13 protein-coding genes are annotated in these 16,427 nt (G+C 45.9%); 7 read left to right on the top strand and 6 right to left on the bottom strand.

What is annotated here, in order from left to right:
- Positions 1-20: 20 nt before the first annotated feature.
- Both pta and L5M11_RS12310 read left to right on the top strand, forming a co-directional pair.
- Complete coding sequence (gene pta / locus L5M11_RS12315) at positions 21-2,174, top strand: phosphate acetyltransferase (RefSeq protein ID WP_263184831.1); 2,154 nt, start codon at positions 21-23, stop codon at positions 2,172-2,174.
- Between the two features lie 477 nt (positions 2,175-2,651).
- Positions 2,652-3,086, top strand: coding sequence for a hypothetical protein (locus L5M11_RS12310; protein ID WP_105252133.1), 435 nt, complete (start codon positions 2,652-2,654; stop codon positions 3,084-3,086).
- 800 nt (positions 3,087-3,886) lie between these two features.
- Here L5M11_RS12310 and L5M11_RS12305 read toward each other — a convergent pair.
- Together L5M11_RS12305 and L5M11_RS12300 are read right to left on the bottom strand one after the other, a co-directional pair.
- Entirely contained in the window at positions 3,887-4,804 is a 918-nt protein-coding gene (locus tag L5M11_RS12305) for a class I SAM-dependent methyltransferase (RefSeq protein ID WP_263184832.1), read from the bottom strand.
- A gap of 6 nt (positions 4,805-4,810) precedes the next feature.
- On the bottom strand, positions 4,811-5,920 hold the full coding sequence (locus L5M11_RS12300; RefSeq protein ID WP_028760979.1) for an AI-2E family transporter: 1,110 nt from the start codon (positions 5,918-5,920) through the stop codon (positions 4,811-4,813).
- Between the two features lie 98 nt (positions 5,921-6,018).
- Between L5M11_RS12300 and folX the strand changes: the two genes are divergently transcribed.
- The 3 genes from folX to gltS all read left to right on the top strand — a co-directional run bounded on the left by folX (position 6,019) and on the right by gltS (position 9,117).
- On the top strand, positions 6,019-6,381 hold the full coding sequence (gene folX, locus L5M11_RS12295; protein WP_006082167.1) for a dihydroneopterin triphosphate 2'-epimerase: 363 nt from the start codon (positions 6,019-6,021) through the stop codon (positions 6,379-6,381).
- Between the two features lie 87 nt (positions 6,382-6,468).
- The gene (locus L5M11_RS12290; protein ID WP_263184833.1) at positions 6,469-7,362 is read left to right on the top strand and encodes a TIGR01777 family oxidoreductase; all 894 of its coding nucleotides are present in this window, start codon (positions 6,469-6,471) and stop codon (positions 7,360-7,362) included.
- Between the two features lie 531 nt (positions 7,363-7,893).
- The gene (gene gltS / locus L5M11_RS12285; protein WP_263192234.1) at positions 7,894-9,117 is read left to right on the top strand and encodes a sodium/glutamate symporter; all 1,224 of its coding nucleotides are present in this window, start codon (positions 7,894-7,896) and stop codon (positions 9,115-9,117) included.
- Between the two features lie 75 nt (positions 9,118-9,192).
- On the opposite strand, the gene lepB is transcribed toward gltS, so the two are convergent.
- The 3 genes from lepB to L5M11_RS12270 all read right to left on the bottom strand — a co-directional run bounded on the left by lepB (position 9,193) and on the right by L5M11_RS12270 (position 13,363).
- On the bottom strand, positions 9,193-9,855 hold the full coding sequence (lepB, locus tag L5M11_RS12280) for a signal peptidase I (RefSeq protein WP_263192232.1): 663 nt from the start codon (positions 9,853-9,855) through the stop codon (positions 9,193-9,195).
- Positions 9,856-10,136: 281 nt separating this feature from the next.
- Positions 10,137-12,632 carry an ABC transporter permease gene (locus tag L5M11_RS12275; RefSeq protein WP_263192231.1) on the bottom strand — a complete coding sequence of 832 codons (2,496 nt, stop codon included), beginning with the start codon at positions 12,630-12,632 and terminating at the stop codon, positions 10,137-10,139.
- Between the two features lie 2 nt (positions 12,633-12,634).
- Positions 12,635-13,363 carry an ABC transporter ATP-binding protein gene (locus L5M11_RS12270; RefSeq protein WP_212600695.1) on the bottom strand — a complete coding sequence of 243 codons (729 nt, stop codon included), beginning with the start codon at positions 13,361-13,363 and terminating at the stop codon, positions 12,635-12,637.
- A gap of 52 nt (positions 13,364-13,415) precedes the next feature.
- Here L5M11_RS12270 and L5M11_RS12265 point away from each other — a divergent pair, with 52 nt between their 5' ends.
- Both L5M11_RS12265 and L5M11_RS12260 read left to right on the top strand, forming a co-directional pair.
- The gene (locus tag L5M11_RS12265) at positions 13,416-14,015 is read left to right on the top strand and encodes an arylesterase (RefSeq protein WP_263163352.1); all 600 of its coding nucleotides are present in this window, start codon (positions 13,416-13,418) and stop codon (positions 14,013-14,015) included.
- Between the two features lie 145 nt (positions 14,016-14,160).
- Entirely contained in the window at positions 14,161-15,228 is a 1,068-nt protein-coding gene (locus L5M11_RS12260; protein ID WP_028760986.1) for a DUF3083 family protein, read from the top strand.
- A gap of 87 nt (positions 15,229-15,315) precedes the next feature.
- Here L5M11_RS12260 and sohB read toward each other — a convergent pair whose 3' ends face one another.
- Positions 15,316-16,332, bottom strand: a complete 1,017-nt coding sequence (gene sohB, locus L5M11_RS12255; RefSeq protein ID WP_263192229.1) for a protease SohB — start codon at positions 16,330-16,332, stop codon at positions 15,316-15,318.
- Positions 16,333-16,427: the final 95 nt, after the last annotated feature.

Raw genomic sequence — 16,427 nt, 5'->3', positions numbered from 1 at the left:
CATCGACACTAGAGGTTTTTATGTCTCGTAATATTATGTTAATCCCCATAGGTACCGGAGTCGGCCTGACCTCCTTAAGCCTTGGGATGGTGCGCGCACTGGAGCGCCACGGGGTTAAGGTTCAGTTCTTTAAGCCTATTTCTCAGCTTCGTCCAAACGATAATGGCCCAGAACGCTCGACCACTATTCTGAGCAAATCGCCAACAGTAAATCCCTTAGAGCCCTTCGACATGGCCCATGCCGAAGCCTTAATTCGCGCCGATCAAATCGACGTCTTAATGGAGCAAATCATCGCCCGTGCGGCCGATTGCGCTAGCAACACAGAGACCTTAATTGTCGAAGGTTTAGTGCCAACGCGTAATCATCCCTTCGCCGATGATGTGAACTATGCCATCGCTAAAGCCATGGATGCCGACGTAATTTTTATTGCCACACCAGGCAGTGATACGGCTACAGGGCTAATGAATCGCCTCGAAATCGCCTATAACTCTTGGGGCGGGAAAAAGAATAAACGCTTAATTGGTGCTGTAATTAACAAGATTGGTGCCCCCGTGGACGACGAAGGTCGCGCGCGCCCTGATCTATCTGAAGTCTTTGATCACCAAGGTGTTCAACGCTCAGATGCGGCCAGCATGTTCCAACTGCCGGGTAAAAGCCCACTGCGTATTTTAGGCAGCGTGCCCTACAATCTTGATCTTGTCGCTCCTCGTGCGTCGGATTTAGCGAAACATTTAAGTGCACGCATTCTAAATGCTGGTGAAATGCATACCCGCCGCCTGCGTAAAGTAACCTTTTGTGCCCGCAGTATCCCGAACATGGTCACTCATATCAAGACTGACTCCTTGCTTGTAACCTCAGGCGATCGCTCAGATGTGATCGTATCAGCCTGTCTTGCGGCCATGAACGGCGTGAAAATTGGTGCCCTGTTGTTGACCGGTAGCTACGAGCCAGAGCCAGAAATCCTTAAGCTGTGTGAACAGGCCTTTGAAACCGGTTTACCTGTGTTCTTAATAGACAGTAACACTTGGCAAACCTCGCTCAACATTCAACGTTTCGACCATGAAGTACCTGTCGATGACGCGGTTCGTATCGATCTGGTGCAGGATTATGTGGCCAGCCACATTGACCAAACGTGGATTGAAAGCGTGACTAAAAACTCACCCCGTGAGCATCGCCTGTCGCCACCCGCTTTCCGTTACAAACTCACGGAATTGGCGCGCGCCGCCCACAAGACTGTGGTGCTTCCAGAAGGTGATGAGCCGCGTACCATTAAAGCGGCGGCCATTTGTGCAGAACGCGGTATTGCTCGCTGTGTACTCTTAGGTAAAAAAGATGAAATCCTGCGTATCGCCGCCCAGCAAGATGTGGTGCTTGGCGAAGGCGTGATCATTATCGATCCTGAAGAGGTGCGCGACCGTTACGTAGAACCTATGTTGGAACTGCGTCGCAGCAAAGGCTTAACTGAAGTCGTTGCCCGTGAACAGTTAGAAGACAACATGGTGCTCGGCACTATGATGCTGGCGCAAAACGAAGTCGACGGTATCGTTTCTGGTGCGGTTAACACCACAGCCAATACCATTCGCCCACCACTGCAATTGATCAAAACGGCACCTGGCTCAAGCTTAGTTTCATCCATCTTCTTTATGCTGATGCCAGATCAAGTGCTTGTTTACGGTGACTGTGCGATTAACCCAGATCCCAATGCTGAGCAGTTAGCAGATATCGCCATCCAATCGGCGGAATCAGCAAAAGCCTTCGGTATCGAGCCAAGAGTGGCGATGATCAGCTACTCAACTGGCAACTCAGGTACAGGTTCTGATGTGGATAAAGTGCGTGAAGCAACCCGTATTGCCAAAGAAAAACGCCCAGATCTGATTATTGATGGTCCATTGCAATACGATGCGGCGGTTATGCCAAACGTTGCCCGCTCTAAGGCACCTAATAGCCCTGTCGCTGGTCAAGCTACCGTTTTCGTGTTCCCAGACCTTAATACAGGCAACACGACTTACAAGGCCGTACAGCGAAGCGCCGATCTGATCAGTATTGGTCCTATGCTGCAAGGTATGCGCAAACCTGTGAACGACTTGTCTCGCGGCGCGTTAGTCGATGACATCGTCTACACTATCGCACTAACGGCAATTCAAGCCGCACAAAACGACGCAGCTAAAAGCTAACAGCATTAAATCTGCATAGCGTTACGCACAAAAAAGCACTGGTTATTACCGGTGCTTTTTTATGCTCAAATTTAGCGTAAACCATACCGTTGATCGCAAGAATCGCTTAATGGATGAGTCGAAATTACAAAAGATGAAGAAAAAACGAGAAATATCGAATTATGCAGTGTGAATAAGCTCGGCAAATTGCGAAAAATATCCACAAGTAGAAGTGGAACATAATGGAAAGCAGAAAAGCGTCACTTTTTAACCAGCAAATAAAGCAAGACAATATCAATGACTTACAAAGTATCACTGAAGTCTTCAACATAGTTTTCCACAGTTTCTGTGGATAACCTTTTTATATGACTCCTAACTATATGCCACACACATGAGGTTTGAGTCAATGCTTTTCACAATAGACAGCGAATCACGACAAGACTTGTACATTACAGCTAAAATCGCGATACTCGGAACAAATTCCAATAACTAAAACTTATGCGAACTCTATTTTTTTTCTCCCTCCTGTTCCTCTTCGGTTGTGGCGATCCCTCAACGCAAGAGCAACGCCAGTTATCACCGGAAGAAGTGAGCTTAGGCTTTTTTAAAGCGATTTATGTTGATCGTAATGTTGAACAAGCCAAGCAATACGTCGACGATCCCATTAAACAAGTGCTCACCCATTACCACATTGCCGCAGCCGTACAGCGTAATATGCTCGGCCTATCTATGACCAATGTTGAAATGGAAATTGATGATATCGATATCGACTTCTTCCGCAAATTTACCAAAGACGTCATTGTTGTGGTCAAAATGAAAGGTCTTAAAGGTGGTCAACCATGGATTGATGACAGGACCATACGCCTACACAAAATTGGTAGCCAATGGATTATCGTCGAACTTCTGCCTGAAAAGCGCAAAGTTAACGGTTAACCCCCTTTCTTGCCTGCTTTCACCGCGCATACCTTGTCATACAATCATTCTGCTTACTTTCAGCCAAAAAAATAGCAACCTTAGGGTTGCTATTTTTTTGTGCTTGTTCTGTTATTTCCGACTCATAAGTACCGTCAGTTTAATCGCTATCGATTAAGCTTGGATCACTTCTTCTTCGCTTTCAGCAGGTAAAGACGTTAGTACATCGTCTTTCACTTGATAATAAGCATTTTCGTATTCATGAACTTCCATAACAACTCCTGCTTGATTGGGTAAGGTCGCAGAGGCTTGCCATTCTATGCTGACATTTTGCCTATGAGGAAAGGGATACATTCCGTGGGCTGGAGTATAACAAAGCAAAAGCCACAATTACAGAAAACTTTCAGTTTTGTATCGCCAAGCATAGCATTTAAGGCTGGTTATCATTTAAATAGCTCACAATCAGTGATTCGACATGAAAGACTTTCACTTTTCTACGAGGATATTGAGGCCATGCTGACGCCATTTCATCATTCGCTTTATACACAAAAGCGATTAACAGAAATCACTTACATAAAATGAATCTAGGGAATGCCATTAGATGTTCAGGGCAGGCTTTATGGTGAAATGTCCACCCTAAAACACTTAGACCAACATCAAGTCAGTAAAGTGATTAAAACCTATGGGCGATCGCAGCTATCTGAGCGATTAAGCTACTGAATAATAAGTGCTGAGTAATAAGCGACTGTGTAAAAAGCTAAACATTCAACCTAAGCCGACAAAAAGGCCAGTTAATACTGGCCTGTTAAGCTAAATCAGGCCTAGGCTTGAGTCGATAAGCGGTAGTGAAGCACCTTAAGTGACTTCTCTTCAGACACATCCATAAAGGCTAGCGGATTGGCTAAGCGCTCTATGTATTCGAGTGCAGGTGCTGCTTCCGCTACCTGTTGACGCAGGAAAGTGGTATCGAGTTCAGGTGCATTTAGACACAGTAATACTTCGCCATTCTCGGCAAGCAACTCAGGTAACCGCCTAATTAAACGCACATAATCCTTAGTCGCAACAAAACTGCCCTTCTGATTGCTCGGTGGATCGGCAACAACAATGTCGTAGGGACCGAGCTTTTTCAGTTTGCCCCAAGATTTAAAAATATCATGGCCTAAAAAACGGGCCCCCGCGCTAAAGCCATTCAGCAAATGGTTCTGCTTGCCTATGCCTAATGCGCCTTTGCTCATGTCCATATTCACGACTTCATCGGCGCCCCCTTGTAATGCCGCGACCGAGAAACCACAGGTATAAGCGAACAAATTAAGCACCTTTTTATAACGGGCGTTTGCTCTCACCCACTCACGGCCATTGGCCATATCGAGGAAGAGTCCGTGGTTTTGTCCGCGCATTAGGTGCACCTGAAACCGTGCGCCATTTTCGCTAACGATATGCGGCTCAGGCACTTCACCTTGCAATAATTGGGTAAACGTCTCCCCCGTACTACGGTATTGGTAGACTAAATTCAATTGACTATCTGGCCGAATAGCTTGCCAGCGCACTGCAATCGCCTGTTGGCAGAGGGTTAAATCCGTATCCTCCAAGGGAGTAAAGCTGGTCAGCAATAGCACTGGTGCAAACCAATCTAAACATAGGTGCTCACAACCCACGTAATGCCCACCGCGGCCGTGAAATAACCGCACCGCATCATCACCTAACTCAATTGTCGCTAGCGCTTGTATAAAACTTTGCATCTTCTATTACTTACTCTCAGTTGCACTTGTATTGGCTTCATCGCCATTGGGAATTGAATTTTCCGTGTTACTGGCCAAGAACTTATCTTCAATATCGTCTGATAATAAAATGGCTAACCAATTACCACTCTTACTCGATTCGAGGGCAATTTTAACCACCATAGTCAATGGCACTGACAGCAACATGCCCACAGAACCTAATAACCAGCCCCAGAAAATTAATGATAAAAACACCACTAAGGTCGATAACCCCAGACCGCGCCCCATAAATTTAGGCTCAATGATATTGCCCATCACCATGTTGGCACCCACGTACAAAAGTGCAGTCCCCCCCGCAGCCGCAGGGCCAAGCTGAATAAAGGCCAACAACACAGCTGGAATGGCGGCAATGATAGAACCAATATTGGGAATATAATTAAACAGGAAAGCAATCACCGCCCATAACATGGCGTAATCCACGCCAATGAAGGTCAACCCCACACCGACGATGATCCCAGTAGCCAAACTCACTAAGGTCTTGATCACCATGTACTGATTCACAGATTGTAAAAAGCGGTCAATCTGCTTTAAGCGCATATCGGGATCGTCCAATGCCAGATGCAATTTCTTTGGCAGCGACTGAGCTTCAAACAGCATAAAGACGATAGTGAGGATGATCAGAAATAAATTCGCCATCACATTGCCGACACCCGATAGCATATTCGTGGTCATAGACAAGGCCATACCTGGGTCAAAATAGGCTAATACCTGATCCTTCGAAATCTGAATATTTAATGCCTGTAATTTATGGATAATCCACGAAAACTGCTCCACCAGCTGATCGCGATATTGGGGCAATTGTTTAGAAAACTCATTGACAGAACTGCCGACGACTGAGGCTAACCATAGGCCCATCAACACAATAAAACCCATCAAGAGGATCACTGCCAGCCATTTAGGCACACGGAACTTTGTCATCAAACCGATTGCAGGATTACAAATCACCGCAAGAAAACTGGACAGCACAAACGGCACCACAATCGGGCTCGCCGCCTTAATCCCTGCCAAAATAATCACTACAAAGGCCATAACCGCAAAGCCACGATAAGCAGCAGAGGGCGCATTAGGTCGAGTCATTTATTAAAAATCCTTCTTGATCTTAGATAAAATTGTTAGGCTAACCCTTGAAACCACTTAACCTCAGCAACTTTAGCTTAAGATAGCCATTTGTCATTATGAAACCAGAAACCGCGATTATACGCATTAAAAACTTAAGACTTCGTACTTTTATTGGCATTAAAGAAGATGAAATCCAAAATCGCCAAGACGTGATCATTAATGTCGTGATCCATTATTGTGCCGAACGTGCCCGCAACAGTGACAATGTCGAGGATGCGCTCAATTACCGCACAATCACCAAAAAGATCATTGAACTGATTGAGAATAACCGTTTCTCATTACTCGAAAATCTCACCAGCCAAACGCTGGCCATCGCCAGTGAGCATCCTTGGGTTGAATTTGCCAGTGTCGAAATAGACAAACCCCATGCACTACGCTTTGCCGATTCAGTCTCGATGGAGTTATGTTATCAAAAATAATCTGGCTAAAAATACTCCGACTAAGTGATCGTTGCACACCGCATTTTGGTATATATCCGCAGAGCTTAACCAATTAAGAGAGGTCCCATGAATATACTGATCACCGGCGCAAGCGGCTTTATTGGCCGCCAATTAGTCGAACGACTGGCGCCATATCATCAACTGACGTTATTAACTCGCTCAGTGCAACAAACACAAAAAGTGCTCGGTAATCAGCACCATTACCTCGAGAGTCTCGATGCGCTAAGCGACTTAAATCACATTGATGCCATTGTAAATCTTGCGGGTGAACCCATAGTCGCTAAACGTTGGAGTAAAAACCAGAAGCAACGCATTTGTGATAGTCGCTGGGATATTACGGCAAGATTAACTCAGCTAATACAGCAGAGTAGCACTCCTCCTCAGATCATGGTGAGTGGTTCGGCAGTCGGTTATTACGGGCGACACGATGATAAATTACTCGATGAGTCTAGTGGCGCCCATGTTGAGTTTAGCCATGACATCTGTCGAAAATGGGAGCAAGAAGCGCTAAATGCAACCTCAGAGCACACACGCGTCTGCATTATCCGTATTGGTATCGTGCTAGGTAAAGGTGGTGCCTTAGAGAAAATGTTACCGCCATTTAAACTCGGACTCGGTGGCCCAATTGGCCATGGACGCCAAGGTATGAGCTGGATCCATGTGCAGGATCTCATTTCCCTTATTGATTTTTTACTCACTCAACAACACTGTAAAGGCATATTTAATGCCACAGCACCCAATCCAGTGAGTAACGCTGTGTTTACCAAAGTGCTCGGAAAAGCACTTAATCGCCCAGCGTTAATCACGACCCCACCGCTTGCATTACGCTTAGCGATGGGCGAAATGTCGGAGCTGCTGACAGAAGGGCAATTTGTTTACCCCAAACGTGCCCTCGAAGCGGGTTTTCAGTTTCAATTCAGTGATCTCGATAACGCCTTAACAAACGTGTTAGCCAAATAGGCCTGTACGCTAGAGCCTAAACTCAGCTTAAATATACTGATAAAATCAGTGGCTGATGCAGGCGGAACTTAGTACTCAAATCCGCTCAACAACCAGGTATATTGTAGCGTCAATTTTGCCATTATTTTAGCAACACTAGAAAAACAAGAGTGTAACATCATGATTTATATTATGATTTAGCGACAATCCGTCCATTTTCTGCTAAACTCGCCTCCATTCGGTCATAGGAGGCACGCATTAACCGCCTCAGCCTTGACCACAGATAGAGTCAGCAACACCTCATAAATAGACAGTTATTTATGCTCAGGAACAGGCTATTTAATCTGCTGTTCTTGGTCTGTAGACCATAAAACGATACACACTCGCGCCTACTCGTCCTTTAAATTTTTATCGGATTGACACTGATCTGTCCTCGACATCAAGCGCTTAACATCCAGCATTAGCAGGTACTTAATAACAAGATGGGTTACTTCTCATTGGACATTGTGCCCAATGAAACGCCCGCACTAAGACAGTTTGTAAGGAATTTTCATGCACACGACCTATATGATTGGCGAGCTAGAATCATTTTTAATTGCCATTTTCGTGCTGTTTATCGGCCACTCTATCAATCGCCATGTACGTGTCTTCAGGCAATATAATATCCCCGAACCCATAGTGGGTGGCCTAGTTGTCGCCGCGGGAGTCACATTTCTTCACTTTCAAAATATCAGTCTCGATTTCAGCCTATCACTGCAAAATACCTTAATGCTGATGTTTTTTAGCACCATTGGCCTCTCGGCAAACTACAAGCTATTGCTCAGCGGTGGTAAAAAAGTCTTCATCTTTTTAGGTGTGGCCTCAGTGTATATTGTGATTCAAAATGCCGTCGGCGTCAGTTTAGCCAGCCTATTGGGGCTCGATCCCATCATGGGACTTATCGCAGGATCAATTACTCTGTCGGGCGGCCATGGTACCGGCGTAGCTTGGTCACAAACCTTTGCTGAGCGCTACGGTATCAACACCTTAGAGTTTGCTATGGCCGCGGCAACTTTTGGTTTGATCATGGGTGGGATCATCGGTGGCCCCGTCGCGCAGCGATTAATCGGTAAACATAATCTCGTTTCTCGCTATGGAGTTGGCCGCAAGCATCACACTGAACATCCGCATTTAGTCACTTATGATCACTTAGAAGAAGACCAAGTCACCGCCAAAACCATATTAGAAACTCTGTTTGTACTGTTGTTGTGTGTTGCAGGATCAAAATGGCTCACGCTGTGGATCAGCCAATCGGGTATTGCATGGCTAAAGATGCCCGACTTTGTATATGCTCTTTTTCTTGGCGTGCTGATCGCTAATCTCACAGAACTCACCCGCGGTTACAAACCCCATACCGAAAGCATCGATGTGATAGGGACTGTCGCGCTGTCACTCTTCCTCTCAATGGCCTTAATGACTTTAAAGTTATGGGAAATTTTTGATTTAGCGATCCCGCTACTGGTGATTTTACTGGTACAAACCGCAGTGTTGGCCATTTTTGCCTATTTCGTGACGTTCAAAGTCATGGGCAGTAATTACGATGCTGCGGTGATCACCGGTGGACACTGCGGCTTTGGTATGGGTGCAACCCCAACAGCAGTAATGAATATGGGCGCGCTCGTCTCGCGCACAGGGCCATCACCCCAAGCCTTTATGGTAGTACCTATAGTCGGAGCCTTCTTTATCGACATAGTTAACTTAATTGTCTTACAGGGCTATCTGAGCTTTATGAAGTAGTTGTTTATAACTCAATCACTTAAAAAATAGGGCGCCGACTTTGGCGCCCTATTTCATGGTTCAAAATAGTTAAGACTAGAATTCACGCATTAAGCGTTCAGGCCGAGGCAGGTAATAATCATCATAATCAAGGGAGAAAACGACTGAACTTGAACGGCCAACAATCTCATCACGGGGCACGAAGCCAATAACCCGAGAGTCAGCGCTGTTATCACGATTATCACCCAGGGCTAAATAATGCGCCTCTGGCACTGTGACAGGTCCAAAATTGGCAAGCCTTGAGGGTACAGGGTTAAGGCGAATACTGTGGACCATACCGAGTAAATTTTCCTGCATTTCTGTCACATCAGCGGGAGCATAAGCACTCAATGCTTGGGATGTGTAGCTGAGCAGTTCGCCGTTTAAATACAAGCGATTATCCTGCATCATCACAGTATCGCCTGGCACAGCTATTACCCGCTTAATCAGCTTTTTATCGGCCTTTTTCGAGTCAAATACCACAATATCGCCACGAGCAGGATCTGCCAGTTTAACTAATGCGATATGCGTAAATGGCACCCTAAGATCATAAGCCATCTTATTAACAAGAATGCGATCCCCCTCGACGATAGTCGGCAGCATAGAACCCGATGGCACAGTATTCCAATCTGCCACAGCGCTCCTGAACACTAACATTAAGCTGATAAACAGAAAAAAGGAGCGATTATCCTTAAGCAGTTTTGTTATTCCTTTGAACATAATATTCCCTCTATGGCATATATAAGCTAGTCGCTGTTCTCAGTTAGATAGACCCATTGCGTTGCACTAAGTTCTGTTGCTACCTGCTTAAGCACAGATCAATTTGTAAGCCGATGTAAAAAGGCATGTTCATGCTCAAATTCATGTTCGAGTCATGCTCAACCTCAGCAGAATCAGCCAGACAATAAAAAAGCACTGAGCTTAGGCAGCATCAGTGCTTTTAATTGTTAACTCAGCCTATGTACGTCATAAACTCAAGCGTTAACCCATGCAAGCAACCACTAGCTGCCCGCCTTTAATAGCTCAGAGCAAGATTGGCTGAGCAATTCTCGGCAACACCACACCCCAAGTAAGGCGACAATTAAGGCTCCAGAAACTGGGGCAATACCCCACCAAGGCCAGTGCATGTATACATTAAGTTCAAATACTTGCGTCTTAAGTAGATATAACGCAAATTCGGCCACAATTACGGCTAACACACCCGCAATACCGCCAAGTAAGGCGAACTCTAAACCCGTTGCACTGCGCAATAACCATCCTGAAGCACCAAAGGTACGCAACACAGCGAGTTCACATTGCCGAGTTGCCATGCCAGCCTCAGTCTGTGCAATCAAGACTAAGGCACTGGCTAATAACACTAAGGCCAGCACTAAAGACAACGACAGCGACACTTGCTCAATTATCTGCCGCAACTGCCCCACCATAGCGCCAACATCTATGATAGATATCGTCGGAAATTGCTGAATAAGCGCAAGGATCACTGCACCCTTAGGCGTACCATCAGCATTAATAGTCTTATCGTTAGTCGCCTGATCATTCAGATAAAAACTCGCCATCGAGGTATACGCAAAAGGCGCGAGCGCTTCTTGGGTGAAAATCATAAAGAAGTTCGGTTGCAGCGTTTCCCAGTGTACGGCACGAATACTGGCAACTTTAACTGTGAGCTCTTGATTATCAATCACGTAAGTCAGCTTATCGCCAAGACCAATACCTAAACGCTCCGCCACGCCAGACTCCACCGACACTTCATCAGCGGCTTGATTAAAATGCCCCTCTAACAGTTCGTTGTTAGCAGGCAGTGTATTGCGCCACGTTAGGTTTAACTCGCGCGAAATGCCCACTCTTCCCTTTTCACCCGCTTCTGACTGTTCATTCGAAATCAGCGCTTCACCGTTAATTTGAGTTAATCGGCCACGGATCACCGGATAAATGTCTGTCGCCACTATCCCCTTAGCCGTCATGAAATCATTCAAGGGCTTTGCATCATCAGGCGCAATATTGACAAGGAAATAATTAGGCGCATTTTCGGGCAACTGTTTTTGCCATTCGTTAAGTAAATCTTGTCTTAACGCCAAAATCGTCAATAACAGTACCAGTGCAGCGCTAAAGCCGACCAATTGCACCGCATTTTGCCGCGCACGACGCCTTAGCCCCGCCAGCGCTAATTGCAAAGGATTGGTAGTCTTCATACCAACACTGTGTCCTGCTCGTATCATCACAAATCCAAGCAGACTTAATAGCGCAGCCAGCAATAGCACAGCCGCGACCACAGTCAGAGTCAAAGTCCAACTTTGGGAATACAAATAGCCCAATAGCGCCATAGCCCCTAGACTCAGTAGCAAATGCAGCCACATACCAAGCTGTAAGCCTTCTAACTGGCGCTGCAACACCCGCAGTGGCGGAATAGCCAGTAAACGCATCAATGGATAAGCCGAAAACATAAAGGCGCTGATGAGCCCTGTGCTGATGCCGAGTAATAATGGTCGTGTGAGTGGCGGTGAATAGGCCGCAATTTCGGGTGGCAATAGATAACTGATCCCAAAATCGAGTAACCCCCCCCCAATAAGACCTAGACCAATTCCCAGTAGCGTTACCAACAATAAATGAGTACCAAACAACAGGCGAATTTGCTTTGCCGAGGCGCCAAAGGTTTTCAGCATGGCCACCACATCGTAATGACGCTGACAATAACGCTGGGCGGCAATACCTATCGCCGCGCAGGCCAATGCAATGCCCATCAAACTTGCCAGCAGTAAGAAGCGCTCCGCTCGCTTAACGGCTCCCGCAATAGGTGAGTCACCGGATTGCACATCGACCCAACGCTGGGTGCTATTCAAAAGCGGTTTAACACTTTGTTCAAAGGCCGTAAGCGAGGCTTCATCTCCAGCAAATTGATACAGATAAGTCACGCGGCTGCCTGGTTGAATAACACCTGTTTTGGCGACATCCTCCATCCGCATCAATACCACAGGCGATGAAGCAAAAGGATTAAAACCTGCGTCGGGTAAGCGGCTGATCTCATTGCTGAGCACAAATTCGCTGTTACCTAGTTCGATGGATTTGGGATAACCCAAAAGTCCGCCTAAGCGAGTCTCAAACCAGATTTCGCCCGCTTGAGGTAACGCCTTTGTTTTACCGCTGGTGAGTTCAATATCCCCCTTAAGCGGGTAACCCGACTCTACGGCGCGTACTGTGACTAACTGAAACTTATCTCCCGAATAGACCATGGAATTAAATTGCATATTAGTCACATGCTTAAGCCCAAGCGCTTCGGCTTTGGATAAAATCGCCGCATCAATTTTAACTGGCGAATCGATAATACGGTCGGCAGCAATAAACTGTGAAGCTTGACCACTAATTGCCACTTGCAGACGTTCACTCACCCGCGCCAAGCCACTCACAGACAAAACCGCGAGCGTAATAGCGAGGATAATCAATAACAATTGCCCTTGCTGTAACTCGCGTTTAAACAGACGCCATGCCAGACTTAACTCCATTATTAAGCCTCCTTAACATCGGCTAGCGGTTCTGTTTGAGTAATATCTTCCTGTAAATGGCCGTTATCCATCACTAGTTGACGCTCACACCGTTTGGCCAGCAGCAGATCATGGGTAACGAGGACTAAGGTTGTATGGCTTTCTTGATTAAGCTCAAACAACATATCGGCAATCTTATGGCCGTTGACGCTGTCTAAATTGCCTGTTGGTTCATCGGCAAACAAAACTGTAGGCTCACAGATAAAAGCGCGGGCAATCGCCACCCTTTGCTGTTCACCACCCGAAAGCTGTTTGGGTAAATGAGTCAAGCGATGGGATAAACCAACCCGCACCAACATGGCCTGCGCTTTTTCCTTGGCATTGCTCACGCCTGCAAGCTCGGCGGGTAACATGACGTTCTCGAGTGCAGTTAAGGTATCCACTAACATAAAGGATTGAAAAATAAAGCTGACCTTCTGTTTACGCAGTGCCGCTTTTTGCTCTTCATTCAGTGGTGATAATGCCACACCATCGAGCCAAATCTCCCCCGACGTAGGCGTATCAAGCGCCGCAAGCAATCCCAATAAGGTGGATTTGCCCGAACCTGATGGGCCGAGAATAGCCACACTCTCACCTTGCTTGACATCTAAGTTAATGCCCTTGAGGATAGTGAGCGTTCCTTCCTGAGTAATCACTGATTTTTCGAGGTTAACAACATTAATGGCACTGTTTTTTAAGATGACGTTAGACATAGGATCCTTCTTATATAAATCGTTCTGGTATCAAACGCTAAGATTAAAATCAATGGCGAAGACCCTAGGGGCATTCATCCTACTGAGTGTACTCATGGTCACGCCCGCTCACGCGGCAAAGATACTGATCCTCGGCGATAGCTTAGGCGCTAGCTACGGCATGGCAGAACAGTCAGGCTGGGTAGCACTACTGCAAAAAAATCTGCCCGAACATCAGTTTACCAATGGCTCAGTGAGCGGCGAAACCACAGCGGGCGGCCTACGCCGATTACCCGCCTTGCTCGATTCTGTTGCTCCCGATCTTGTGGTCATTGAGCTAGGAGGTAATGATGGTTTACGTGGATTCCCCCCAACGCAACTCGAAAATAATCTAATCCAAATCATTACCCTAGCCAAAGATAGCGGCGCAAAAGTGCTGCTGACCGAGATCATGGTACCGCCTAACTATGGCCCTCGCTATACCCAAAAGTTCACCCAAGTGTATCAAGACATATCTAAAACCCAGGATATAGTGTTGATCCCCTTCTTTATGCAGGATATCGCTCCCCATCCAGAATTAATGCAAAGGGATGGCATTCATCCCAACGAAAAGGCGCAAGCTCAGATTGCGGCTTGGATGCAACCATGGATAGAAAATGCGTTAACCCAATAAAATAGCTGCTATTTTAAGCTAACGAACCGCTTACTTAGCTAAACTCATACTCAACGGATAAAAACGTGTTCTAACGCAAGATTAACCCTATAGATAAACAGTAAAATTCGTGTTAGCAAATGGTTAACTCAAACAAGGAGTCAATATGTCCCTTAGCCATCAGCAAAAAGTGTACATACCCAAGGAAGCCCGTACAAATCAATACATCACAGCCGAAATCAAGGTGACGGATGAGCTACTCAATCAATATCCCGATTATCAAAGCTGTTATCAAACGTTAAGCCGTTTGATATTTAATTTGGCAGAACAACACGATCTCCGTAATGTTCACGTGATCACTAACGATAAACTGCCAGTAGTGCGTTACCATACCGAAGCATATTGCTTCCAAACCACTGAACAAATTCTATTTTTTTATAACCCAGCCTACCACGAAGCCCAAAACTTATTCTCGCAAGAAAACTATCGCGCCCGCAAACTGCGCATTGTGTTTCTTGCCACAGGTGACGATATTCGCAGTAATTCCGCCAGTTTCCATATCAAGGTGCGTGAGTTGCTCACTGAATTAATGCCCTTAATGCCAATAAGCGATCTTAAGGTTAAGGTCCGCGACCATCAGCATTTATCCTATGATCTGTTCGCAAAAGCTAAGGGCTATAAAGAAACCTATGGTTATAAACTGCGCGCCATCGGCCCAAGATATAAAGCCAGAAAATGTGAGTTACCAGAAAACGTTAGCTCTCTCACCTATGTGACTGTGAGCTTGCCACTGAGCCGCAAACTCAAACAGGGTTTATTACCTGACTCAGCCACTGACTTTACGCCTTTATATCAGCATCTTGAAGACTGCTTCCTCAAAGCGGCAGCGAATAGACAACTGACACGCCTTGCTATGATAGCGAACGGCTTAACACCGCTTGTGCGTAACAGTAAGTTTGAAAAGCTCGACAGCAAAGCCGAAGTACAAATGATAGGGTTCGATCCTAATGCGACTGAGCAACAAGTTATCCGTCGCTGGGATGCCGATAACTTAGTCGAAGCCGCGCACTTTACCATAGTGGCAGGTACTAAGGACTGTGATGATTCAGGTTTCGGTCGCTTTATGAACAATGTTGAAACAGCTCTGAAGGCCTTCGCAGCCGACATAGGTGTCGATCCGGAGCGTGAAGATCTCATCGTACGCTTCCATCAACATATCAGCTATCAAATCTAACCCACTTCGGTATTAGCCGCGAAAGCTCAGCAAATGAAAACGCCTGCAAATGCAGGCGTTTTTACTTTTATTCACCAATAGACAGAATTACATAGGACGATTTTTTTCTATGAGGCGATTGAAAATAGCGTTCACAGACAAAGAGGCACCGTGGGCAATTTTATCAGCGAGTTTCTTTCTCACCTGATAACGTATCTTGTACACAGTACGCTCTGTGGCGAGTGACATTATCACATCATCGCTGGTCGAAATCGCATCAACTAAACCTAATTCGATAGCTTGCTGACCGTACCAATGCTCGCCAGTGGCGACTTTCACTAAATCCAACTCAGGGCGATACTTACCAACAAACGCCTTAAATAAGACGTGGGTTTCTTCGAGTTCTTCTTGAAACTTCTGTCTTCCCTCATCGGAGTTTTCACCAAATACTGTCAAGGTGCGCTTAAAATTACCGGCCGTGTGTTGCTCATAATCAATTTCATGCTTTTTCAGCAGGCGGTTAAAGTTAGGCAGTTGAGCAACAACACCAATAGAACCGACAATGGCAAAAGGTGCAGCATAAATTTTATTCGCTACACAAGTCATCATATAGCCACCACTGGCGGCGACTTTATCAACACAGACAGTCAATGGAATATCTGATTGACGTAAGCGATCTAACTGGCTGGAGGCTAAACCATAACCATGCACCATACCACCGCCACTCTCTACATTGACAACCACTTCATCGCCTTTTTCTGCGATAGCGATAATTGCACTGATTTCTTCACGCAGTGATGCAACCTCAGCGGCATCGATACTGCCCTTAAAATCAATCACGAACACTTTGCCCGTGCAGGCTTCATCTGCGGCCTTGTCTTTTGCCTTTTCGTCAGCTTTTAATTGCTTTTCATAGGCTTTGAATTGTTTCTTTGACAGAAGTTCTTCTTTTAAGCCATGCTTAAGTTCTTCTAACTCTTCAGACAAGTTAGTGATCCTCAGCTCGCCCTTATCTGACTTGTGTTTTACAGTAGAAGCCAACACCACAATAATAACGGCAACGATTGCGACCACTATTGTGACGGCTTTCGCCAAAAACATTCCATACTCGTATAAAAATTCCAAAGTGTTCTCCGTTAGGGCGTTACATCATTCAGTCAATTGCGCGCTATTCTAACAGCCTAAAGGCCCATAAAAAAACCCAGCAAAGGCTGGGTTTT

It is taken from the genome of Shewanella sp. SM87 (assembly GCF_025653705.1).
Lineage (GTDB): Bacteria > Pseudomonadota > Gammaproteobacteria > Enterobacterales > Shewanellaceae > Shewanella > Shewanella oncorhynchi.
Note: the sequence above shows the minus strand (reverse complement) of the source record. Positions and strands in the feature narration are given on the sequence as shown.

What these genes read in the sequence shown, in the direction of transcription:
- L5M11_RS12275 (WP_263192231.1), bottom strand. Translation starts at nt 12,632, where the DNA reads ATGGAGTTAAGTCTGGCATGGCGTCTGTTTAAACGCGAGTTACAGCAA.
- L5M11_RS12310 (WP_105252133.1), top strand. Translation starts at nt 2,652, where the DNA reads ATGCGAACTCTATTTTTTTTCTCCCTCCTGTTCCTCTTCGGTTGTGGC.
- L5M11_RS12300 (WP_028760979.1), bottom strand. Translation starts at nt 5,920, where the DNA reads ATGACTCGACCTAATGCGCCCTCTGCTGCTTATCGTGGCTTTGCGGTT.
- L5M11_RS12260 (WP_028760986.1), top strand. Translation starts at nt 14,161, where the DNA reads ATGTCCCTTAGCCATCAGCAAAAAGTGTACATACCCAAGGAAGCCCGT.
- L5M11_RS12290 (WP_263184833.1), top strand. Translation starts at nt 6,469, where the DNA reads ATGAATATACTGATCACCGGCGCAAGCGGCTTTATTGGCCGCCAATTA.
- L5M11_RS12270 (WP_212600695.1), bottom strand. Translation starts at nt 13,363, where the DNA reads ATGTCTAACGTCATCTTAAAAAACAGTGCCATTAATGTTGTTAACCTC.
- folX (WP_006082167.1), top strand. Translation starts at nt 6,019, where the DNA reads ATGAAACCAGAAACCGCGATTATACGCATTAAAAACTTAAGACTTCGT.
- L5M11_RS12265 (WP_263163352.1), top strand. Translation starts at nt 13,416, where the DNA reads ATGGCGAAGACCCTAGGGGCATTCATCCTACTGAGTGTACTCATGGTC.
- gltS (WP_263192234.1), top strand. Translation starts at nt 7,894, where the DNA reads ATGCACACGACCTATATGATTGGCGAGCTAGAATCATTTTTAATTGCC.
- L5M11_RS12305 (WP_263184832.1), bottom strand. Translation starts at nt 4,804, where the DNA reads ATGCAAAGTTTTATACAAGCGCTAGCGACAATTGAGTTAGGTGATGAT.
- lepB (WP_263192232.1), bottom strand. Translation starts at nt 9,855, where the DNA reads ATGTTCAAAGGAATAACAAAACTGCTTAAGGATAATCGCTCCTTTTTT.
- pta (WP_263184831.1), top strand. Translation starts at nt 21, where the DNA reads ATGTCTCGTAATATTATGTTAATCCCCATAGGTACCGGAGTCGGCCTG.